Below are 22,447 nucleotides of genomic sequence, written 5' to 3'. Positions count from 1 at the left end.
TGCTTTAAATTGACTCGAAAATTGACCGCACTTTATCGTTCATTTCGATAAGTCAGGAAGTAATAAGAAAGAGCTGAAATAACCACGCAAGCTGTCATTGTATAGAGCATTGGTGCAGCGGTTTCCATTTTAAAGCTCGCTACCAAGGAGCCCATCACTGCGCCGACACCAAAACGTACACTTCCCATTAATGAATTTGCGGTTCCTGCCATCGTTGGGAATTTTTCTAGAATAGAGGCGGTAGCATTGGATGAGATTAATGGGTTTTGACCGACAAAAAAGGCTACACCAATTGCCATTGGCCAAAAACCAAAATCAAAAAGTGCGGTTAAAAATAACCAAATTCCTGATATGAATTGTACCGCAATACCAATTCGTAACATGGTTTCAGCACCTAATTTCAATACAAATTTCCCATTGAGGTAAGAAGCCGTTGTCATGATGGCAATATTGATCATAAAGAAATAACCGAATTCATCGACAGGGATGCCATAAATACCGATATAGACAATAGAGCCTGCTGTGACGAAAGCAAATAAACCGCCAAATCCAAAAGAGGCGGCCGCCATATAACCTAACACTTCTTTTTGTTTTGAAAGCATCATAAAGTTACGAGCAATGATATTTAGGCGAAGTGGAATACGATTTTCTTGCTTATGGGTTTCAGGAATAATGAAAAAGACGAGTAATGCTGCAAGAAATCCCATCGTACCAATCACATAAAAAATCATGTGCCAGTGGAAATACTTCACAATATATCCGCCAATCACAGGTGCAACAAGCGGCGCGATCATAAAGACAAGCGTGATGGTGGACATGACTCGAGAGAGTTGATCCTTGCTAAATAAATCCCGTAATAACGCCCCAGAAAGCACAACGGGTGCTGCACCAAAGAAACCTTGAATGAAACGCAGAGCAGTGAAACTACCAATAGAATGGATACCGGTTAAAATAATAGCGGTGATAGCACCAATAATGACACCTAACAGAATAATTGGTTTACGACCAAAACTATCGCCAAAGGGCCCCCAGAATAATTGTCCTGCAGCCATGCCGTAAGCAAAGAATGTCAGCGTGTGCTGAACTTGCTCGGAGTTGATATTTAGGTCTTCAGCAATATTTAAAAAGGACGGAATATACATATCCACGCCCAAAGGCGGTAGCATCGAGAGGATGCCGAGCGTGGCGATAAAAATAAAGGTAGGTTTAATATTTTGGCTCATATTATTTCACTAAATTGTCGATTTCTTCCTGAGTGAGTGGACGAAATTCGCCTTCTTCTAAGCTTTCATCTAATTCAACGTTACCTATTCTCCAACGGTGTAGCGCAACGACTTTATTACCAAGTGCAGCAAACATTCGTTTCACCTGATGATAGCGTCCTTCAGAGATAGTTAAATTAACGTTGTAATCATCTAATACTTCTAATTTCGCCGGCTTAGTGGGTTCTTTTTCACCACGTAGCAGAATGCCTTCTTCACAGGCTGAAGCATAATGGTTTTCAACTGGATCGGCTAAAGTGACTAAATAGGTTTTTTCGCATTGATGTTTTGGTGAAGTAATACGATGTGACCATTGACCATCATCCGTTAATAGCACGAGCCCGGTGGTATCCACATCTAATCGTCCAGCGCTGTGTAACTTGCCAGAAAGAGGCGGTTCAAAGAACTGATAAATGGTTGGGTAGTCTCCATCATCGTGAGAGCAAACGTAGCCTTGTGGCTTATGCAACATAAAATATTGCCCTTCTTCTACCCAAGGCAACAATTCATCTTCAAAATAAATTTCATCTTCTAGGCTTACTTTGGTCGCACCATTTTTCACAATTTCACCATTAATTTTGACCGCACTTTGGCGAATGGCCTTGGTGGCTTGTGAACGGGTTAAGCCTGTATTCTCAGCAATAAATTTATCTAGTCGCATCGTAAACTCTTATTTTTGATTGAACCAGCTGACGTAATCAAACTGATCGTAATATTTTTCGCCATTCCAACCGGAAAAAGTAAATAAATCGCCCACTTCGCCTTCGTTTTCAAAGCCTTTAATGTAGAAAGCGGATTTTAATTCAGGATATGGCTTGTGGGTAAAGACGACTTTGTTTGGATAAGGCAAGTTATCGAAGGCTTGCAAGTCTTCATATTTTGCACCTTTTCCACCATCTTTATCTGTCATCATAATAAACAAGTTATCGAGGTTTAAACGTTGTGAGCGAGCTTCCCATTTTTCCTGAGCTTCTTGTTCAGAGTGGTAGTGCATAAAGTGTACTTTAAGATCACCTAATAGACCAACGGGATATGGTTTTTCTGTTTGTATAAATTGAAGCGGTTGTGCTTGATAGAATGCGATGTTCTGTAGATAGCGAACAAAATCGCTTGGGTCTAAATAAAGGTTAACAAACGGAGAATTAAAAGGCTGATTGAGGTCGTGCAAAATAAATGCACCGACACAGTTTGCCGAAATTACTGACATGCCTTGGTTGGTTAACCGTTGTTGGAAGGTTTTGTTAATCGCTTTCCGTTGTAATTTATTGATGGCACTTCTAAATTTAGAAAACAAACTCATTATTTACATCCTGCATGTTTTTTTGCGACATAGTAACGTTTTTGGCTCTAAATGTGAAGAAAAGACAAAAAGTGCGGTCGATTTCACTCATATTTTGTAATAAATTTGTAAAATTTTTGCGGTATGTCACAAAATTCTCTTAAAAAGAGAGTATAATGGCGCAAATTTTATTTAACCTAAGTGAAAATGGAGTATTTTATATGAGCGAACAATTACGCCAAGCCGCATTAGATTTTCATGAATTCCCAATTCCGGGGAAAATTGCCGTTACCCCAACCAAATCGCTAGAAACCCAACATGATTTAGCCCTTGCTTATTCTCCAGGTGTTGCAGAGCCTTGTCTCGAAATTGAAAAAGATCCTTCTGCTGCAAGCCGTTATACTGCTCGTGCTAATTTAGTGGCCGTGATTTCAAATGGTACTGCTGTATTAGGTTTAGGAAATATTGGTGCACTTGCCTCAAAACCTGTTATGGAAGGGAAAGGTGTATTGTTCAAAAAATTTGCCGGAATCAATGTATTCGATATTGAAATCAATGAACATGATCCAGATAAATTAATCGATATTATTGCTTCATTAGAACCTACTTTTGGTGGCATTAACCTTGAAGATATCAAAGCACCGGAATGTTTCCACATTGAAAAAGCATTGCGTGAACGTATGGGCATTCCGGTATTCCATGATGACCAACATGGTACAGCTATCATCGTTGGTGCGGCAGCATTAAACGGATTAGAAATTATTGGAAAAAACATTGCAGATGTACGCTTAGTAGTAAATGGTGCAGGTGCTTCTGCTATTGCTTGTACTAACTTGCTTCGTGCATTGGGTTTCAAAAAAGAAAATATCACTATGTGTGACTCTAAAGGTGTGATTTTCAAAGGCCGTGGCGATAACATGGATGAAACCAAACAATTCTACGCCATTGAAGATAATGGTTGGCGCACATTAGCGGATGCCGTTAAGGGAGCCGATGTGTTCTTAGGTTGCTCTAAAGCAGGTGCATTAAAACCTGAAATGGTGAAAACCATGGCAGAAAATCCATTAATCTTAGCATTGGCTAACCCAGTACCTGAAATTACCCCAGATGAAGCGAAAGCAGTACGTCCGGATGCGATTGTTTGTACTGGTCGTTCAGACTTTCCAAACCAAGTTAATAATGTGCTTTGTTTCCCATTCTTATTCCGTGGTGCTTTAGATGTGGGTGCAACAGAGATTAATGAAGAAATGAAATTAGCGGCTTCTCGTGCAATTGCAGGTTTGGCGAAAGAACCGGTGCCGTTAGAAATTATTGCAAGTTATGGTGCGTTATCATTTGGTCCAGATTATGTGATTCCAACTCCGTTTGATCCTCGTTTATTGTTTACTGTCTCTTCTGCGGTAGCGAAAAAAGCGATGGAAACAGGCGTTGCAACGCGACCAATCACAGACTGGGCAGCTTATGAAAAACAATTAAAAGCATTAGTTGCAGCATAATTTTACTTTCTCAAAGTGCGGTCAAAAATGATGATGTTTTTAACCGCACTTTGTGTTTTTTTATCTGTCTATGGAAGGAATAGCGCATTAGCGTACTTTAAATTAATCAAAGGGTAGCGATTCCCTTAGGACTTATGAGTGTCAAAATGAAACAAACACGTTCTCCTTTATATCCGATTTTCCTCTTCGTCATCATTAATCTGATTATTTTCACCTTATCTCGTCTTGGTCTTGCACTGTGGCAAGCTGATCGCGTATCTGCGGTAGAGGGATGGGGGCAATTATTCTTACAAGGCTTACGTATGGATATCGTAGCCTTGTGCTACTTATTTGGTGTGCCAGCATTATTTACGGTGCTATTTCATCATAGCCGAATTTGGAAAATGATTTTACGCATTTGGCTTACTCTCGGTAGTGTGTTTATTCTATTTATGGAATTGGCTACGCCCGCATTTATCGAAACCTATGATTTCCGTCCAAACCGTCTATTTATCGAATATCTCATTTATCCGAAAGAAGTCTTTTCAATGTTGATGGAAGGCCATTTAACTGCGGTCATTTTTAGCCTCATTTTTACTGTTACGGCTTTCTTCTGTTATTGGAAACTATCTGGTTATGCGGTCAAAAATTTACGCACAATGAGCTGGAAATTACGTCCTGTAGTAGCATTGCTTGTGATTGCAGTTGCTTTTTTAGGTGCGCGTTCGAGTTTCCAACACCGTGGTGTTAACCCTGCAATGGTCGCCTTTTCTTCCGATGGTTTAGTGAATTCTCTAGTGTTGAACTCTGGCTATTCTGTCCTTTATGCGGCACAGCAATTTAAAGATGAAGGTTCATCTTCCGAAGTGTACGGCAAAATGGATACTGATGAAATGTTGCGTATTGTCAAAGCCAGCCGTGGCCGTCCTGAAAGTGATTATATTTCTGAGAAGATTCCAACATTAACGAAAAACCAAGCCACTTACCAAGGTAAACCGAAAAATATCGTCATTATTTTGGAAGAAAGTTTTGGGGCGCAATTTGTGGGTACGTTAGGCGGAAAACCACTTTCACCTGAATTTGATAAGTTAGCCAAAGAAGGCTGGTTATTTGAAAATCTCTATGCTACAGGAACTCGTTCTGTGCGAGGTATTGAAGCTACGACTGCAGGTTTCACCCCCACTCCAGCACGTGCAGTGGTGAAATTAAATAACAGTCAAAGTGGTTTCTTTACCATTGCAGATTTACTCGCCAAACAAGGTTATAACACGTCCTTTATTTATGGCGGTGAAAAACACTTTGATAACATGGCAAGCTTTTTCTATGGCAATGGTTTCCAAACCATTATCGATCAGAAAGATTACCAAAATCCGAAATTTACTGCGACTTGGGGGGTGAGTGATGAGGATCTATTTGATAAAGCGAACGAAACCTTTACCCAATTACAGAATGAAGGGAAACCATTCTTTAGCCTCGTATTTAGTTCGAGCAATCACGATCCTTTCGAGTTTCCAGATGGCAAAATTGAGCTTTATGAACAACCAAAAGCAACACGTAATAACAGCGCAAAATATGCGGATTATGCGATTGGTCATTTCTTCAAGTTAGCGAAAGAATCTAATTATTGGAAAGATACCGTGTTCTTAGTGATTGCAGACCACGACTCCCGTGCTGCAGGGGCAAGCTTAGTGCCAATTAAGCATTTCCATATTCCTGCGTTAATTTTAGGTGATCATGTTGAGCCACGCCGAGACAGTCGTTTAGTGAGTCAAATTGATATGCCGACAACCTTACTTTCTATTGCGGGCGTAAGTGGTAATTATCCGATGATTGGTTTTGATTTAACGCAAGACGCTAATCCAGATCGTGCGTTTATGCAGTTTGATCAAACCCAAGCTTTAATGAAAGGCAATCATGATGTCGTTATCCAAACACCAAATAGCAAAGCAAAAGGTTATGTTTACGATAAAGAAAAAGACACATTAACTGAAAAAGAAGTACCGGAAGAAATGAAAAAAGAAGCCTTGGCACATGCCTTACTTGGCAGCTATTTGTATAAAAACCGTTTATATAAAGGCAGTGAAGAGAAGTAAAGTGCGGTCAGTTTTAGGCTAATTTTAAAGGGCGAATGATTTCGCCCTTTTTCTTTATATGATTTGTTCTTAGTGATTTTCAGCAATCACACGAGGGAATAAAACATTATTTTCACGATGAATATGCATCATTAAATCATCTGCAAATTCTTGGATACCGCTATAAAGCGCACGCCATGTGTTACAAGCATCTGCAGGAGGCGTCATATTGTTTGTTAATGATTTCAATACGTCTAAATGTTCGCCGTGTTCTGCATGTTCCATTTCCATCATGCGAATTGGCATTTGCGCCATCATATAATTACCGGCTTTGATCATTGGGAAAAGCACGTGCTCTTCTTTCATCATATGATTACTTAAATCTTCATAGACATTGCGTAATTCAGCCGCAACGCCCATTGGACAATCTTCACGATCGCCATGAACACTTTCTACACGATCTGCTAAGACGATTAATTCTTGAAGTTGTTCACGGTGACGTTGATGATAACGAACTAAAATATGATCGATAATTTCAGGATAAGTTGCATTAACCCAATATTCCTCTGGGTTTTCTGCTTTGCTGTTTTGAAGCTCGGTTAAACGGGTTTCAATTTCGGCTAAATTTAATCCTTTTTCTGCGGCGGCGTTTGCAAGCGTATCAGAACCTCCACAGCAGAAATCCAAATCGTATTTACGAAGTAGGGAAGTTGAGCCGGGTACGCTGACAGCGATTTCACTTAATTTTTTATCTCCAAAAGACATAATGAATCTCCTTATTAATGGTAGAGTTAGAAGTTGAGTAAAATACTAAGATAACAAGAGAAAAATGCAAAGGTTTTTTTAACAAAGTATGATTTAAATCAAAGAGAAAATTTAAACTTACCATGTTGTAGGTAGATGTCGATGAGTATTTAGGTGGAAGTTGCATTGCTTTGATGAGCTGTTATCATTCGTGCGTAGAGGATAGATGAGAAGGGGAGAGGATGAAGCAAATTAACCGATTTTTAAAGATTGGCTTAGTATTAGCCATTTTAGGGGCTGGGTATTTTTTTACGAATTTAACAATTTTTGATCGTACATTAATTCAATTAAATACGTCACAAAAAACAAGTTATATTCCTTTTGAAAACAAGTTAAATATGCAATGTGACAAGGCTGATGATTTAGTGCCTAAATTAGCCGCTTCTCGTTTTCATTTGATAACTTGGAATGTGCATAAGGGGCAAGATACAGGATGGCAAGAGGATTTAGAACGACTCTCTAAACGGGCTGATTTTGTGTTATTGCAAGAAGCGACGCAGCATCAAAATTTAAGTACATTTTCGACCGCACTTTTTGTGTCCTCTTTTTCTTTTAACGAGCTCTTATCAGGAGTAAAGACATTTACCCAAACACAACCCGAATGGTATTGCGGTGGTGGTGTAGCAGAACCAATAATTCAAATTCCTAAAGTCGCGAGTATAATGAATTTGCCATTAGAAAAAGGCAATAGCTTGCTGATTATCAATGTGCATTTAATTAATTTTGAGTGGGGGATTTCCGCTTATCAAGCACAGTTAAAACAGCTTTTTTCCTTTGTTGAAAATCATCAAGGTCCCATCATTATGGCGGGGGACTTTAATGCATGGAATGAAGAGCGTCTTAATTTAGTGAATAATCTGATCAAAAAATATGGATTGAATTCTGTGGCGCTCTCTCAAGATGAGCGAGTGCGATTCTTAGGTTATCCACTGGATTATATTTTTATGCGAGGCGTAAAGGTGGTCAGCGCAACATCAGAAGTGGTTACTTCGTCAGATCATAATCCATTACTGATGGAGTTCGAATTGGAATAAAGTGCGGTCAGATTTTGAGAAAAATTTAGGGCTAACGTAATGTTAGCCCTATATATTAATTATTTAGTTTGGTTAATTAAGAATTGTGTTAATAAAGATACTGGACGACCTGTTGCACCTTTATTGGCGCCTTGAAGCCAAGCTGTCCCAGCAATATCTAAATGCGCCCAAGTATATTTTTTCGTAAAGTTAGAGAGGAATGCCCCCGCAGTAATTGCACCGCCCCAACGCCCGCCAATATTGGCTAAATCGGCAAATGGTGATTTTAATTGCTCTTGATATTCTTCACTCAACGGTAAACGCCAAGCTTTATCGGTAGTTTGCTGTGCCGCTTTTAATAACTGTTCAGCCAAGGCATCATCAGTTGAAACTAAGCCGCTGTTATGTTGACCTAACGCCACCACGCAAGCACCTGTTAGGGTTGCGACATCAATCACATATTGCGGTTCAAAACGTTCTACATAGGTGAGCGCATCACAAAGTACTAAACGTCCTTCCGCATCGGTATTTAATACTTCTACGGTTAAACAGTTCATCGTGGTGAGAATATCACCTGGACGATAAGCATTGCCATCAGGTAAGTTTTCACAACCTGCTAATACGCCGATAACATTGAGTGGCAGATTTAATTCAGCAATGGCTTTCATCGTACCGAATACCGAAGCCGCACCGCACATATCGTATTTCATTTCATCCATATCTGCGGCAGGTTTTAAAGAAATACCGCCCGCATCAAAGGTTAAGCCTTTACCTACTAACACGATTGGTTTCGCGTTTTTATCAGGCGCATTGTTGAAATGTAAAATAGACATATAAGCTGGATTTTGCGAACCTCGAGATACGGCTAAATACGCATTCATGCCAAGTTTTGTCATGTCTTCTTCATCAACCACATCGAGGGAAAGTGCGGTTGATGTTTCAGCTAATTTTTTAGCTTGTTCTGCTAAATAAGCCGGTGTACAAATATTAGGTGGCATATTCGCGATATTACGCGCAGCTTTTACACCATTTGCAATGGCTTGCGCTTCTGCGATGGCTTGCTTAGCTTGTGCGTCATCGATATTAAAAATGATTTCTTGAAGTGAGATAGCATCCGCTTTTTTACTTTTAAATTCATCAAATTGATAAAGGCTATGTTCGATGGTTTCAACAGTAAAACGCACATTCCAAAATAGATCGCGGTCTTTGATTTCCACATCCGTTAAATTATTTACCACTTGTTGAATATTTAATTCTTTTAATGTTTGGGTAACACGTTGGATGATTTGTTTAAATTGGCGTTCAGTCGTTTCACCTTTTTTGCCACAACCTGCGACTAACACGCGTTTAGCGGCAAGATTTGGTAACGAATGAAGCAGAGTCGCTTGGCCAATTTTGCCTGAAAGATCTTGGCTTTGGGCTAACTGACTGAGGTAACCTTTTGTGATTTGGTCGATTTCATTGAAACTTTTTGTCAATTCGTTGTTCTCATAAATGCCGATGATAAGGCAATCGGTTGATTGAGAAAGTGCGGTTGAGTTTGCTTGATATTTCATGTTATTTCCTTATGTTGCTAATTTGCTATTTAAATCAGTCAAAATAAGGTATCATACGCCATCTAAATTAGCCAGTTTCCCGTGTTTTTTAGTTAGAAAAAAGAATGATATTAACCCGATATTTAACGAAAGAAGTCTTTAAAAGCCAGATTGCGATTTTGTTTATTTTGCTTTTAATTTTCTTCAGCCAACAACTTGTTCGCGTACTTGGTTCAGCGGCAAATGGTAAGGTTCCCGCCGATCTGGTGTTCTCTTTACTTGGTTTAGGGATGCCGACAATGGCGCAATTAATGTTGCCATTATGTTTGTTTATCGCCATTTTGCTGACTTTCGGTCGACTCTACGCAGAAAGTGAGATTACGGTAATGCGGGCTTGTGGTGTGGGACAACGTATCCTTGTTCGTGTGGCGTTAATTCTTTCTTTGTTCACAGCTGGCTTGGCTGCTTACAATGCATTGTGGCTTTCTCCATGGGCCATTCAAAAGCAAGCGGCGATTGTCGAAGATGCTAAAGCGAACCCAACCATGGGGGCATTGGCTTCTGGTCAATTCATGTCCACAAGCAACAATAATTTCGTCTTATTCATTGATAAGATTAACGGTAATCAAATCAGTGATGTTTATCTTTTCCAAATGAAAGCCAAAGGCCAAACTAAACCATCAGTGGTTACGGCTGAAAAAGGTGAATTAAAAGCGTTACCGAATGGTGACCAAGTCTTGAATTTACAGAATACCTTGCGTGTAGAAGGCACATCCGTACTTCCTGATTTTCGTATTACACATTTTGATGACTACCAAGCGTATTTAGGCCATCAAGAGACAAACTCGGAAAGTGATGAAGCCGCTGAATTATCTTTTGAGCAATTATTAAAAGATAAAAGTGCAGCCGCAAAAGCAGAGTTGCATTGGCGAATTACCTTAATTTTAGCGGTGCCTTTAATGGCGCTTATTGCTGTACCAATGAGTAAAGTGAATCCTCGTCAAGGTCGTTTCGCAAAAATCTTACCAGCATTATTGCTTTATTTAATTTACTTCTTGTTACAAAGCTCATTTAAATCTGCGGGGGGGGCTGATAAGCTTGATGCAGGTTTGTTAATGCCGTTGGTAAATATCGCCTTTTTAATTTTAGGGATTGTGCTGAATAGTTGGGATAGCACTGCTATGCATAAATTCCGTCGTGTATTCAGAAAAGGGTAATAACAATGTTAATGAATACTCTTGATCGTTATATCGGTAAAAGCATCTTAGGGGCAATTTTTGCCACGTTATTTACGTTGGTTGGCCTTTCGGCAATTATCAAATTTGTAGAACAATTTCGTAGCGTAGGTAAAGGTTCTTATGATATTTGGCAAGCGGTGGCTTATACAGGATTAACCATTCCTAAAGATGTGGAAACCTTTTTCCCAATGGCGGCCTTGTTAGGTGCCTTAATTGCTTTAGGTAATTTAGCCAGCCGCAGTGAATTAGTGGTCATGCAATCCGCAGGTTTTTCTCGTTTTAAAATTGGATTAGCTGTCATGAAAACGGCACTTCCACTGGTGCTTTTTACTATGATTATTGGTGAGTGGGGGATTCCACAAACTGAACAGTTTGCTCGTGATATGCGTACTCGTGCACTTTCCGGTGGTTCAATGCTTTCGGTAAAAAATGGTGTATGGGCAAAAGATGGTAATAATTTCGTGTATGTTCGTCGTATTACCGATGATGCACAATTAGAAGATATTTATATTTATACCTTTGATGAACAGCGTAATCTCACTCATTTGAAGCATGCAAATCAAGCACAATATTCTGCTGAAAATAATCAATGGCAGTTGCGTCAAGTGAATAATTCAGCGGTATCAAAAGAACAAATTACCACAACAAACCGTTTAACAGAAGATTGGGCAACAAGCTTAACGCCAGATAAATTAGGCGCAGTTTCATTACGTCCAACGTCATTATCTATTTCCGGTTTGTATGAATATATTGCTTTCTTAAAACAAACAGGACAGGATTCTCGCCGTTTTGAATTAACCTATTGGCGTAAGATTTTTCAGCCCCTTTCTGTAGGTGTAATGATGATGCTTGCGTTATCTTTCATCTTTGGTTCATTACGTAGTGTCACTGCAGGAGCGAGAATCGTAACGGGGATTTGTTTTGGTTTCTTGTTCTATGTCGTCAATGAAATTTTTGGACAAATGAGTGTGGTATTTAATGCGCCAGCTTTTTTAGGTGCACTAATGCCAAGCCTCTTGTTTATGGCGATTATTTGGTGGCTACTTGCAAGAAAACGAGATTAATACAAAAAATGAAAAAGGCGAACATATAAAGTTCGCTTTTTTGTTCGCTAAAAAAGCGCGGTTAAAATTGACCGCACTTTAGGAATTTAATCTTCTTTAAATTCTCTCATCATTTCTTCGGCTTTTTTCACCATTTCTGCGGAACCGATGAAAAGTGGTACACGTTGGTGAAGTTCACTTGGTTGAATATCTAAAATTCGATTGTAACCATCAGATGCAATACCCCCCGCTTGTTCTGCTAAGAATGCCATTGGATTGCCTTCATAAAGCAAACGAAGCTTACCATTTGGATAGTTAGTTGCACTTGGATAAATGTAGATACCGCCTTTTAATAAGTTACGGTGGAAGTCTGCCACTAATGAACCAATATAACGTGACGCATAAGGTCGGTTAGTTGCTTTATCTTCCTCTTGGCAATATTTAATGTATTTTTTTACCCCTTGTGGGAATTTAAGATATTGTCCTTCATTGATGGAGTAAATTTTACCGTCTTTTGGCATTTGCATATTTTCATGAGAAAGACAGAATGTACCGATAGATGGATCATAAGTGAAACCATTTACACCATGACCAGTGGTATAAACCAACATAGTGGAAGAACCATACACGATGTAACCCGCCGCGACTTGTTTATTACCTGGTTGCATAAAGTCTTCTAAGGTAACAGGTGAGCCAATAGGGGATACACGACGGTAAATAGAGAAAATCGTACCAACAGAAACGTTCACATCAATATTGGATGAACCATCAAGTGGGTCAGTCAAAATAATATATTTCGCATTACGAGCACGTTCAGTATCAAAAGCGATAAAGCTTTCTTCTTCCTCAGAAGCAAAACCCGCCACTTCTTCACGTGACATGAGGGCTGCATTCATGGTGTTATGGGCGAATAAGTCCAATTTCATTTGGCTTTCACCTTGCACGTTTTCGACACCAGACTGACCAAGGATATTGGTTAAACCTGCTTTATTGATATCACGATGAATGATTTTTGCTAATAAACGAATAGAAGACAAAATACCACTAAGTTCCCCTTTTGCATTTGGGTACTCTGCTTGGCGTTCAACAATAAATTCACTCAATGTTTTCATGTTTATTCCTTTTTTATAATTGTTAAATAAATAATAGACCCTTTTATTATATGTTATTTGGCACTTTTGATTGAGATCAAAATGTGAAGAATGAGATCTTTGTCACATTTTATTTTTGATACAAAACCTTGACAAAACCTATAAATATCCTTTAAAAGAGAGGTGTAACAAAAAAATAACAAATAACACAACATCAGAATAAAGGGTACCTTATGAATATAACCCCGATCAGCGAGTCGGCGGTGGTTTGCTCTTTACCGCCACCAGCTTCACTTCAACAACAACGCCAACTCTGGGCGTTTGCCAACCAACTACAGTCTGAGAAAGATATTGTAGAAGTTGTCGTGGGAATGAATAATCTCACGGTCTTCACTGATTTTTACGTAGATTTTGAGCCGCTTATTCAGCGCTTGGAACTACGTTGGGGAGAATTGAAAGTATCCACTTTTCAAGGTCGTCATATCGAGATCCCGGTAATTTATGGCGGCGAATTAGGCCAAGATTTATCTGAAGTAGCCAAATTACATAACACCACACCAGAACGAATTGTTCAAATGCATAGCGAACCGATTTATACGGTATATATGATTGGTTTCCAACCTGGTTTTCCCTATTTAGGTGGTTTACCTGAAAGCCTGCACACGCCACGTCGTGCTGTCCCAAGAACACTTGTTCCTGCCGGTTCTGTTGGTATTGGTGGGGCTCAAACGGGCATTTATCCCTTTTCCTCTCCTGGCGGATGGCAATTAATCGGTCATACTAAGCATGCGCTCTTTGACAAAAATCAAGCACAACCTACTTTATTACAAGCAGGAGATACGGTGAAATTTGTGGTGGAGGGGATTGAATTATGATTCATGTTATTGATGTGCAATCCCGCGCAACAATTCAGGATTTAGGCCGTTTTGGTTTACGTCGATTTGGGATTAGTCAATGTGGAGCAATGGATAAATTGGCGTTACGCGCTGGTAATATTTTACTAGGTAATGCAGAGGATGCCCCGGCAATCGAAGTCCCTTTAGGTGGTATTACATTGCAATTCCAGCAGGATATGAATTTTTGTGTCACTGGGGCATTTTATGAAATGACCTTAGATGATAAACCGGTTTTTGCTTACTGGCGTTATCAGGTACGAGCTGGGCAAGTTCTGAAAATGATACGTGCAAAAATTGGTATGCATGGCTATTTATGTGTTCAAGGTGGTTTTACCTTACCCCAAGAATTGAACTCTTGTAGTACAGATCTCCGAGCTCAAATAGGAGGAATAGAAGGACGTGGTTTACAAGTGGGCGATCAACTGCAAACGGTAAATGATCCTATTTTGCGTAGTGAAATTGGGATTGCACCTATTCCACTTAAACATACTATTCATGCGTTACCGTCCTCTGAATATCAGGCATTTAAACGAAAATCCCAATATTATTGGTGGCGAAGTAAATGGACGTTGCAAAGCAACAGTGATCGCATGGGTTATCGTTTTCAAGGGCAAAAATTAGAATTAAAGCAACCGCTGGAAATGCTCTCTCATGCTATTCAATTTGGTAGCGTACAAGTGCCACCAAGTGGTCAACCAATTATTTTAATGGCTGATGCACAAACTACGGGCGGTTATCCCAAAATTGCCAATGTGATCGATGCGGATCTTGGTGCGTTGGCACAGGTACGTTTAGGCTCAACCATTCAATTCGAGGCAGTTAGTTTAGAACAAGCCGCAAAATTGCGTCGTAAAAATGAGATATACCTCGATCAAATTAGGAGAATTGTCGATGAAAAAAATTGATTTAAATGCCGATATTGCTGAAGGTTTTCCTTTTGATGAGGCCTTATTAAAATTGCTTTCTTCTGCCAATATTGCTTGCGGTTTACATGCCGGTGGAGCAAAAGAAATGCAAAGTGCGGTCAGATTTGCGAAAGAAAACCAGGTGCGTATAGGGGCTCATCCAGGCTTCCCTGATCGAGAAAATTTTGGGCGAACTCAGATGGATTTACCTGAACAGGAATTAATTGCACATTTGCGCTATCAGCTTGGTGCCTTAAAAGCAATTTGTGATGGGGAAGGCACGGAAATTAGTTATGTTAAACCTCACGGTGCTTTATACAATCAAGCTGCTAAAGATGAAAAGTTAGCCCGTTTAATTGCACAAACTATTTATCAATTTGATCCGAGTTTAAAATTAATGGGATTAGCAGGCAGCTTAATGTTACGCGTAGCTGAGGAAGAAGGTTTACAAACCATTTCTGAAGTGTTTGCGGATCGCCATTATATGGCTGATGGGAGTTTAGTACCTCGTTCGCAACCGAATGCAATGGTGGAGTCTGATGAGGAAGCCATTCAACAAGTGTTACAAATGGTAACAGAAGGTCAAGTCAAAGCCATTGATGGAAGCCTTGTGCCAGTAAAAGCAGAAAGTATCTGTTTACATGGCGATAATCAACATTCTCTACAATTTGCAGCACGCATTGTGGAAGAATTAGAAAAAAATCATATAACAATAACGGTATAAGCCGAATAAACATAACACACAACATCAACTTAACAAGGGAGGTGCTTTATGGCATCAATCAATCACCGCCGAAATGCAGTGCTAGGGGCGGCATTTTTAATGGCGACTTCAGCAATTGGTCCTGGCTTTTTAACTCAAACTGCAACCTTTACAAACACCTTATTAGCCAGTTTTGGCTTTGTGATTTTATTATCGATTTTGTTAGATATTGGTGCTCAGCTTAATATTTGGCGAATTGTGGTGGTATCAGGAAAGCGAGCACAGGATATTTCTAATGCTGTTTTTCCAGGCGCGGGCTATTTTCTTGCGTCACTTATCGTGATGGGAGGGTTGGCTTTTAATATTGGTAATGTAGGGGGCGCAGGCCTAGGGCTTAATTCAATCTTTGGTATCGCCCCAGAAACAGGAGCTGTTATCAGTGGCATCATTGCAATTTTAATTTTTTTACGTAAAGAAGCAGGATTGTTAATGGATCGCTTTGCCCAATTAATGGGTTTTATTATGATTGCACTGACTTTGTATGTTATGTTTAAAACAGAACCGCCAGTAGTAGAAGCAGCATATCGTACCTTTATTCCAGAGCAAGTTGATCCTATCGCAATTGTGACATTAGTTGGAGGAACCGTAGGGGGATATATTACCTTTGCTGGAGCTCACCGCTTATTAGACGCGGGGATCCAGGGTGAAAAAGCAATGGCTGAAGTGAGTCGTAGCTCTGTATCGGCTATTTTAATCGCCTCTACCATGCGTGTTGTATTATTTCTTGCAGTGCTTGGTGTTGTCGCCAAAGGGATTCCGTTGAATCCTAAAAATCCAGCAGAAACGCCTTTCGAATACGTGGCAGGCCATTTTGGCCAAATCTTATTTGGCGTGGTGATTTGGGCAGCGTCTATCACATCAGTTATTGGTGCCGCTTATACATCGGTATCATTCCTCACGAGCCTTTGTCCGACAATTGAACGAAATAGAAACTGTTGGATTATTGGGTTTATAGTGGTTTCTACAGCAGTTCTTGTCACTGTAGGGAAACCTGCTGCTGTACTGGTTTTTGTGGGAACCCTAAATGGTTTAATTTTACCAATAGCACTAGCCTTGATTTTATTAGCCGCTTATCGAAGCAATATTGTTGGTAGCTATAAACACCCAATTTGTTTAGCTTTTGCTGGCTGGTTTGTAGTGATTATTATGGCAATATTAAGTGGAAAAACCATAATTTCTTATGTATCTAGTTTTCTTAGCTAACGATAAAATACCCGCGAAATTGCGGGTATTTTTTTATCTATTTCTTGATTATGCGGTTACGCAAACGTTTGCCTTTTGGTTTTCTTAGTATTAGAATGCCTCGATTTTTATTAGGAAGGAGACTATTTCATGAGTTCGGAAAATTTTAGTTTAAAGCCCGTCCCCTATAATGAGCGAAAAGGTGCGATAGCGTTAACATTTGTCATGTTAGGTTTAACATTCTTTTCAGCGAGTATGTGGACAGGGGGAACATTAGGGACATCGTTAACCTATAATGATTTCTGGCTTGCCGTTATTTTAGGTAACCTAATGTTAGGTATTTATACCTCTTTTCTTGGCTATATTGGGGCTAAAACAGGATTAACCACGCATATTTTAGCGCGCTATTCATTTGGTATTAGAGGTTCGTGGTTACCATCTTTATTGCTTGGGGGCACTCAAGTCGGTTGGTTTGGTGTTGGCGTGGCGATGTTTGCAATCCCAGTTAATAAAGTAACTGGTATTGATGTTAATTATTTAATTCTGGGTTCTGGTTTATTGATGACGATTACGGTCTTCTTTGGTATTTCAGCGCTAACTATTCTTTCCACTATTGCGGTACCAGCTATTGCCATATTAGGTTCTTACTCAGTTTACCTTGCCGTTACGAATGCCGGTGGCTTAGAAGTATTGCAACATATTGTGCCAAAAGAAAGCATTTCTCTCTCAATGGCGATCACATTAGTTGTAGGCTCCTTTATTAGTGCGGGCTCATTAACTGCCGATTTTGTTCGATTTGGTCGAAAAGCAAAGCAAGCAATCATTATTAGTATGATTGCTTTCTTTTTAGGTAACTCATTAATGTTTATTTTTGGTGCAGCAGGCGCGGCAGTAACGGGAATGTCAGATATTTCTGATGTGATGGTTGCTCAAGGTCTTATTATTCCAGCTATCATTGTACTCGGCTTAAACATTTGGACGACAAATGATAATGCGCTTTATGCTTCAGGTTTAGGTTTTGCGAATATTACGGGATTAAGTAGCCGCACTTTATCTGTCGTTAATGGTATTATCGGAACCTTATGTGCCTTGTGGTTATATAATAATTTTGTCGGCTGGCTGACTTTCTTATCTTCAGCAATTCCTCCTATTGGTGGTGTCATTATTGCTGATTATATTTTACGTCGTAAAGCCTATGAAAATTTTGAACAAGCTAAATTCTTAAATATAAATTGGACTGCGATCGTTTCAGTCATTATTGGTGTGGCTTGTGGTAAATTATTACCAGGCATTATCCCTGTGAATGCGGTGATTGGTGGGGCAGTTACCTATTTGGTTTTAACACCATTACTCGGTAAAAAATTAGCGATGAAATAAGGAAAACGGATGTTAGTTAAAAATGTACACATTCATAATCGAGAAGGGTTATGGCAGATTTTAATTGAAGAAGGAAAAATTAGTCGAATTTTTCCTCAAGATGAGGTTTTTAATTATTCAGGTGAGATACTCGATGGTGAAGAAGGTATTATTTATCCGCCATTTGTAGAGCCTCATATTCATTTGGATGCAACACAAACAGCTGGGCAGCCTAATTGGAACCAATCGGGTACCTTATTTGAAGGGATTGAGCGTTGGGCTGAGCGTAAATCATTATTAAGCCATGAAGATGTAAAATCTCGAGCATGGAAGACATTAAAATGGCAGATTGCAAATGGGGTTCAGTATGTTCGTACTCATGTTGATGTCTCTGATCCAACATTAACAGCATTAAAAGCCATGCTTGAAGTCAAAAAAGAAATCGCCCCTTGGGTAGATTTACAGATTGTAGCGTTTCCACAAGAAGGTATTTTGTCTTATCCAAATGGCGAGAAACTATTAGATCAGGCTATGGAGATGGGCGCTGATGTTGTTGGAGGTATTCCACACTTTGAATTTACCCGTGAATATGGCGTGGAATCCATGCATATCGCTTTTGATATTGCTCGTAAGTACAACAAACAGATTGATATCCACTGTGATGAAATTGATGATGAACAATCTCGTTTTGTTGAAACTGTCGCGGCATTAGCCTTGAAATATGACATGGGGGAAAAGGTAACAGCAAGCCATACAACGGCCATGCACTCATATAATAATGCTTATGCATCACGCCTTTTCCGACTACTAAAAATGTCAAAAATTCATTTTGTTGCAAATCCATTAGTGAATATTCATCTTCAAGGACGCTTTGATACCTATCCAAAACGCCGTGGTGTAACACGAGTAAAAGAGATGCTCAAAAATAACATCAATGTTTGTTTTGGCCATGATGATGTGTTTGATCCTTGGTATCCTCTAGGCACAGCGAATATGCTGCAGGTATTACACATGGGATTACATGTTTGCCAGTTAATGGGATATGGTCAAATTAATGATGGTTTGAAACTAGTCACTGAAAATAGTGCAAAAGCATTGGGTTTAACGGATTATGGAATCAAAGAAGGTAACAGTGCAAACTTTATTGTATTGCCAGCAGAAAATGGCTTTGATGCCGTACGCCGTCAAGTTCCTACACGTTATTCTATTCGTCATGGTAAAGTGATTTCTGAGACACAGCTGGCAAAAACCACCATTCATTTATCCGATAGTGAACAAGTAAACTATCGTTAATCATTGAAAGTGCGGTCAAAATTTAAGAGAAATTTAAACCGCACTTTTCTTTTTAAATTTTATATCAATTCCATTCATATAAAATCATAATAAAATTCACATCCATCTAGACGTCTAAATCTTTAATGAGGACGTTAATTTTGTTACACTCAATCTATCTTAAAATTAATTAAATATAGGAAAGCAAAATGAGTAAACTTTTTCCAAATGCTACTATTCGTACTTCTGCGCCATATCGTTTTGATATTGTAGGCAGTTTTTTACGCCCAGAGGCTTTAAAACAGGCTCGTTATCAATGTAGTTGTGGTGATATTTCTTGTACTGATTTAACGCAAGTTGAAGATGCAGAAATTGCTAAATTGGTAGAACATCAAAAAAATGTTGGATTACATGCGGTGACCGATGGTGAATTTCGTCGTACTTTTTGGCATTTGGATTTCTTAGCCGCATTAGATGGTGTGAAAGAAGTGGATGCTGAAAAATTCTCAGTGCAATTTAAACACGATAATGTACGTCCAAAAACGTTAAAAATTGTGGATAAAGTTGGTTTTTCAGAGAGCCATCCTTTCGTTGAACATTACCGCTCATTACAAAAAATAGCAGGGGAGACTGAAGTCAAATTAACGATTCCTTCTCCGTCTATGCTTCATTTAATTTGTACAGTACGTGCCACAGATTATCAGCCAATTGAACGTTATAAAGATAACAATCAGTTGTTATTAGATGATATTGCTGATGCTTATATTGATGCGATGAATATATTCTATAAATTAGGCTGCCGCAATTTACAGTTGGATGATACCAGTTGGGGCGAATTTTGTGCTGAAGATAAACGTAAAACCTATACTGAACGCGGTTTAGATTTAGATCAAATTGCTAAAGATTATGTGTATATGTTAAACAAAATCGTAGCTGCGAAACCTGCTGATTTAGCGATTACAATGCATATTTGTCGTGGTAACTTCCGTTCAACTTGGTTCTCGGCAGGTGGTTATGAACCTATCGCAGAAACCTTATTTGGTCATTGTAATGTAGATGGTTTCTTCTTAGAGTACGACAGTGATCGTGCAGGAGACTTCAAACCTTTACGCTTTATTAAAAATCAACAAGTAGTATTAGGATTAATCACTTCTAAATCGGGCGAGTTAGAAAACCGTGATGAAATTATTGCTCGTATTAAAGAAGCGGCACAATATGTGGATATCAATCAACTTTGCTTAAGTCCACAATGTGGTTTTGCTTCAACGGAAGAGGGTAATATCTTGACGGAAGAACAACAATGGAAGAAACTCGAATTTATCCGTAGTATCGTGGAAGAAGTTTGGGGTAAATAATTTCAATTAGAATGTAAAAGAGATAATCGTTAAGATGGTTATCTCTTTTTTTCATGAAAGTGCGGTAAAAAATGACCGCACTTATTAAACAATAAAAAAGGAAGTCAATAGACTTCCTTTTATGTTATTTCAATTTAATTATTTTTGACGCATTGCAGGGAATAGGATCACATCACGGATAGATGGCGCGTTAGCATAAAGCATTGCTAAGCGGTCAATACCTAAACCTTCACCTGCTGTTGGTGGTAAACCGTGTTCAAGTGCCACAACGAAGTCATCATCTTTAAACATCGCTTCATCATCACCCGCTTCTTTCGCTGCAACTTGTGCATCAAAACGTTCGTTTTGGTCTTCGGCATCGTTTAATTCTGAGAAACCGTTACCAATTTCACGACCACCGATGAACAATTCAAAACGGTCTGTTACTTCTGGGTTTTCATCGTTACGACGTGCAAGCGGAGAAATCTCTGCAGGGTGTGCCATTAAGAAGGTTGGTTGAATTAAGTGATGTTCAGCCACTTCTTCAAAGATCGCATTCACGATAGAGCCTAAGCCCCAAGATTTTTGTACTTCGATACCCAAGCGCTCAGCTGTTGCTTTTGCACGATCGAAGTCATAAAGATCTTCTTTTACGATACCTTTATCTGCACCATATTTAATGGTTGCATCATGTAGTGTAATACGCTCAAATGGTTTGCCGAAGTCAAATTCTAAATCACCGTATTTCACAATGGTGGTACCAAGAATATCAATCGCTAATTTACGCAATAATTCTTCGGTATTATCCATTAAATCATGATAATCGGCATAAGCTTGGTAGTATTCAAGCATAGTGAATTCTGGATTGTGGCGAACAGAAACCCCTTCATTACGGAAGTTACGGTTTAATTCGAATACGCGTTCAAAACCACCAACCACTAAACGTTTTAAGTAAAGTTCTGGTGCAATACGAAGATACATATCAACGTCTAATGCATTGTGGTGAGTGATAAATGGACGAGCAGATGCACCGCCAGGAATCACTTGTAGCATAGGGGTTTCTACTTCCATGAAACCTTTAGAAATAAAGAATTCACGAATACCCGCAATCACTTTTGAACGAATAATAAATGTGCGGCGAGATTCTTCATTAGAAATTAAATCTAAGTAACGTTGACGATAACGTGCTTCCATGTCAGTTAAACCATGGAATTTGTTTGGTAATGGACGAAGCGCTTTGGTTAAAAGTTGAACTTCCGTTGTTTTAATGGTTAATTCATTGGTTTTGGTTTTGAAAAGTGTACCTTTCACCCCAATAATATCGCCTAAATCCCAGCTACCTACATCTTCTTCATAAACGCCTTCTGGAAGGTTATCACGAGCAACGTATAATTGAATTTTGCCACTCATATCTTGCAAAGTAATAAAGGTGGCTTTACCCATTGCGCGACGAGTCATAATACGACCAGCAACGGCCACTTCAATGGCTTTTTCTTTTAATACTTCGCCATCTTCGGCTTCATACTTATCATGTAAATCTTGAGCAAGGGCATCTCGGCGGAATTGATTCGGGAACGCATTACCTTTTGCACGTAATGCGGCTAATTTTTCACGGCGAACTTGCATTTCACCATTGAGATCTAATTCTTTAACTTCTTGTTCAGACATATCCTTTACCTCGCTAGTTTGTAATTAGAATGTGATTTATTGAAAATAAAAAGGTTTCTTCTATTCTACCCATAGCATGGTTTTTTGTTAAGCCTTTTTTAATGAAGTCATCTGTTTTATAGGGGAAGTGTTGGTGATAAATGCAGGAAAGCAAAATTGTGCTATTTTTTTAATCAAAACGTTTATCATCATGTCTTGATATTCATACAAACAAAAGAGCGGTCAATTTTCCAAAGGTTTTAAACTCTGAAAATACTGA

19 protein-coding genes are annotated in these 22,447 nt (G+C 39.1%); 12 read left to right on the top strand and 7 right to left on the bottom strand.

Features of this window, described 5'->3' with window-relative positions; translation table 11 throughout:
- Nucleotides 1–32 precede the first annotated feature (32 nt).
- From PARA_RS09335 to PARA_RS09325, 3 genes are read right to left on the bottom strand one after another with little or no spacing between them, the layout of a single operon-like run.
- Entirely contained in the window at nucleotides 33–1,223 is a 1,191-nt protein-coding gene (locus tag PARA_RS09335) for a Bcr/CflA family multidrug efflux MFS transporter (RefSeq protein WP_041918277.1), read from the bottom strand.
- Between the two features lies 1 nt (nucleotide 1,224).
- A complete protein-coding gene (gene rsuA / locus PARA_RS09330; RefSeq protein ID WP_014065556.1) occupies nucleotides 1,225–1,923 on the bottom strand; it encodes a 16S rRNA pseudouridine(516) synthase RsuA in 699 nt (232 codons plus the stop codon).
- Nucleotides 1,924–1,932: 9 nt separating this feature from the next.
- Nucleotides 1,933–2,562, bottom strand: a complete 630-nt coding sequence (locus PARA_RS09325) for a DUF1919 domain-containing protein (protein WP_014065555.1) — start codon at nucleotides 2,560–2,562, stop codon at nucleotides 1,933–1,935.
- 200 nt (nucleotides 2,563–2,762) lie between these two features.
- On the opposite strand from PARA_RS09325, the gene PARA_RS09320 reads away from it, so the two are divergent.
- Nucleotides 2,763–4,037 carry a malic enzyme-like NAD(P)-binding protein gene (locus PARA_RS09320; RefSeq protein ID WP_041918330.1) on the top strand — a complete coding sequence of 425 codons (1,275 nt, stop codon included), beginning with the start codon at nucleotides 2,763–2,765 and terminating at the stop codon, nucleotides 4,035–4,037.
- Nucleotides 4,038–4,183: 146 nt separating this feature from the next.
- Nucleotides 4,184–6,109: an LTA synthase family protein gene (locus PARA_RS09315; protein WP_041918329.1), complete on the top strand. Its 1,926-nt coding sequence runs from the start codon at nucleotides 4,184–4,186 to the stop codon at nucleotides 6,107–6,109.
- Between the two features lie 69 nt (nucleotides 6,110–6,178).
- Here the strand turns inward: PARA_RS09315 and ytfE are convergent, their stop codons facing one another.
- Nucleotides 6,179–6,853 (bottom strand): iron-sulfur cluster repair protein YtfE, encoded by a 675-nt coding sequence (ytfE, locus tag PARA_RS09310; protein ID WP_014065552.1) that lies wholly within the window; start codon nucleotides 6,851–6,853, stop codon nucleotides 6,179–6,181.
- A 221-nt stretch (nucleotides 6,854–7,074) separates the two neighbouring features.
- On the opposite strand from ytfE, the gene PARA_RS09305 reads away from it, so the two are divergent.
- Nucleotides 7,075–7,926 (top strand): endonuclease/exonuclease/phosphatase family protein, encoded by an 852-nt coding sequence (locus PARA_RS09305; protein ID WP_014065551.1) that lies wholly within the window; start codon nucleotides 7,075–7,077, stop codon nucleotides 7,924–7,926.
- A 59-nt stretch (nucleotides 7,927–7,985) separates the two neighbouring features.
- Here PARA_RS09305 and PARA_RS09300 read toward each other — a convergent pair whose 3' ends face one another.
- Entirely contained in the window at nucleotides 7,986–9,461 is a 1,476-nt protein-coding gene (locus tag PARA_RS09300; protein WP_014065550.1) for a leucyl aminopeptidase, read from the bottom strand.
- Nucleotides 9,462–9,565: 104 nt separating this feature from the next.
- Between PARA_RS09300 and lptF the strand changes: the two genes are divergently transcribed.
- The gene (lptF, locus tag PARA_RS09295) at nucleotides 9,566–10,657 is read left to right on the top strand and encodes an LPS export ABC transporter permease LptF (RefSeq protein ID WP_014065549.1); all 1,092 of its coding nucleotides are present in this window, start codon (nucleotides 9,566–9,568) and stop codon (nucleotides 10,655–10,657) included.
- Nucleotides 10,658–10,668: 11 nt separating this feature from the next.
- A complete protein-coding gene (gene lptG / locus PARA_RS09290) occupies nucleotides 10,669–11,742 on the top strand; it encodes an LPS export ABC transporter permease LptG (RefSeq protein ID WP_041918328.1) in 1,074 nt (357 codons plus the stop codon).
- An 86-nt stretch (nucleotides 11,743–11,828) separates the two neighbouring features.
- Here lptG and fbp read toward each other — a convergent pair whose 3' ends face one another.
- Nucleotides 11,829–12,833 carry a class 1 fructose-bisphosphatase gene (gene fbp / locus PARA_RS09285; protein WP_014065548.1) on the bottom strand — a complete coding sequence of 335 codons (1,005 nt, stop codon included), beginning with the start codon at nucleotides 12,831–12,833 and terminating at the stop codon, nucleotides 11,829–11,831.
- 212 nt (nucleotides 12,834–13,045) lie between these two features.
- On the opposite strand from fbp, the gene pxpB reads away from it, so the two are divergent.
- The 7 genes from pxpB to PARA_RS09250 all read left to right on the top strand — a co-directional run bounded on the left by pxpB (nucleotide 13,046) and on the right by PARA_RS09250 (nucleotide 20,541).
- Complete coding sequence (gene pxpB, locus PARA_RS09280) at nucleotides 13,046–13,687, top strand: 5-oxoprolinase subunit PxpB (RefSeq protein ID WP_014065547.1); 642 nt, start codon at nucleotides 13,046–13,048, stop codon at nucleotides 13,685–13,687.
- Complete coding sequence (locus PARA_RS09275; RefSeq protein WP_014065546.1) at nucleotides 13,684–14,613, top strand: 5-oxoprolinase/urea amidolyase family protein; 930 nt, start codon at nucleotides 13,684–13,686, stop codon at nucleotides 14,611–14,613. The genes pxpB and PARA_RS09275 overlap by 4 nt, the downstream gene beginning before the upstream one ends.
- Entirely contained in the window at nucleotides 14,600–15,337 is a 738-nt protein-coding gene (gene pxpA, locus PARA_RS09270; RefSeq protein WP_014065545.1) for a 5-oxoprolinase subunit PxpA, read from the top strand. Before PARA_RS09275 ends, pxpA begins: the two co-directional genes overlap by 14 nt.
- 48 nt (nucleotides 15,338–15,385) lie before the next feature.
- Nucleotides 15,386–16,579 carry an NRAMP family divalent metal transporter gene (locus PARA_RS09265; protein ID WP_014065544.1) on the top strand — a complete coding sequence of 398 codons (1,194 nt, stop codon included), beginning with the start codon at nucleotides 15,386–15,388 and terminating at the stop codon, nucleotides 16,577–16,579.
- A gap of 129 nt (nucleotides 16,580–16,708) precedes the next feature.
- On the top strand, nucleotides 16,709–17,935 hold the full coding sequence (codB, locus tag PARA_RS09260) for a cytosine permease (RefSeq protein WP_014065543.1): 1,227 nt from the start codon (nucleotides 16,709–16,711) through the stop codon (nucleotides 17,933–17,935).
- Nucleotides 17,936–17,944: 9 nt separating this feature from the next.
- Entirely contained in the window at nucleotides 17,945–19,207 is a 1,263-nt protein-coding gene (locus tag PARA_RS09255; protein ID WP_014065542.1) for a cytosine deaminase, read from the top strand.
- A gap of 188 nt (nucleotides 19,208–19,395) precedes the next feature.
- The gene (locus tag PARA_RS09250; protein WP_014065541.1) at nucleotides 19,396–20,541 is read left to right on the top strand and encodes a 5-methyltetrahydropteroyltriglutamate--homocysteine S-methyltransferase; all 1,146 of its coding nucleotides are present in this window, start codon (nucleotides 19,396–19,398) and stop codon (nucleotides 20,539–20,541) included.
- 138 nt (nucleotides 20,542–20,679) lie between these two features.
- On the opposite strand, the gene lysS is transcribed toward PARA_RS09250, so the two are convergent.
- The gene (gene lysS, locus PARA_RS09245; protein WP_014065540.1) at nucleotides 20,680–22,188 is read right to left on the bottom strand and encodes a lysine--tRNA ligase; all 1,509 of its coding nucleotides are present in this window, start codon (nucleotides 22,186–22,188) and stop codon (nucleotides 20,680–20,682) included.
- Between the last annotated feature and the right edge of the window lie 259 nt (nucleotides 22,189–22,447).

Origin of the sequence: Haemophilus parainfluenzae T3T1 (assembly GCF_000210895.1) — a bacterium.
In the GTDB taxonomy this organism is placed as follows: domain Bacteria; phylum Pseudomonadota; class Gammaproteobacteria; order Enterobacterales; family Pasteurellaceae; genus Haemophilus_D; species Haemophilus_D parainfluenzae_A.
Note: the sequence above shows the minus strand (reverse complement) of the source record. Positions and strands in the feature narration are given on the sequence as shown.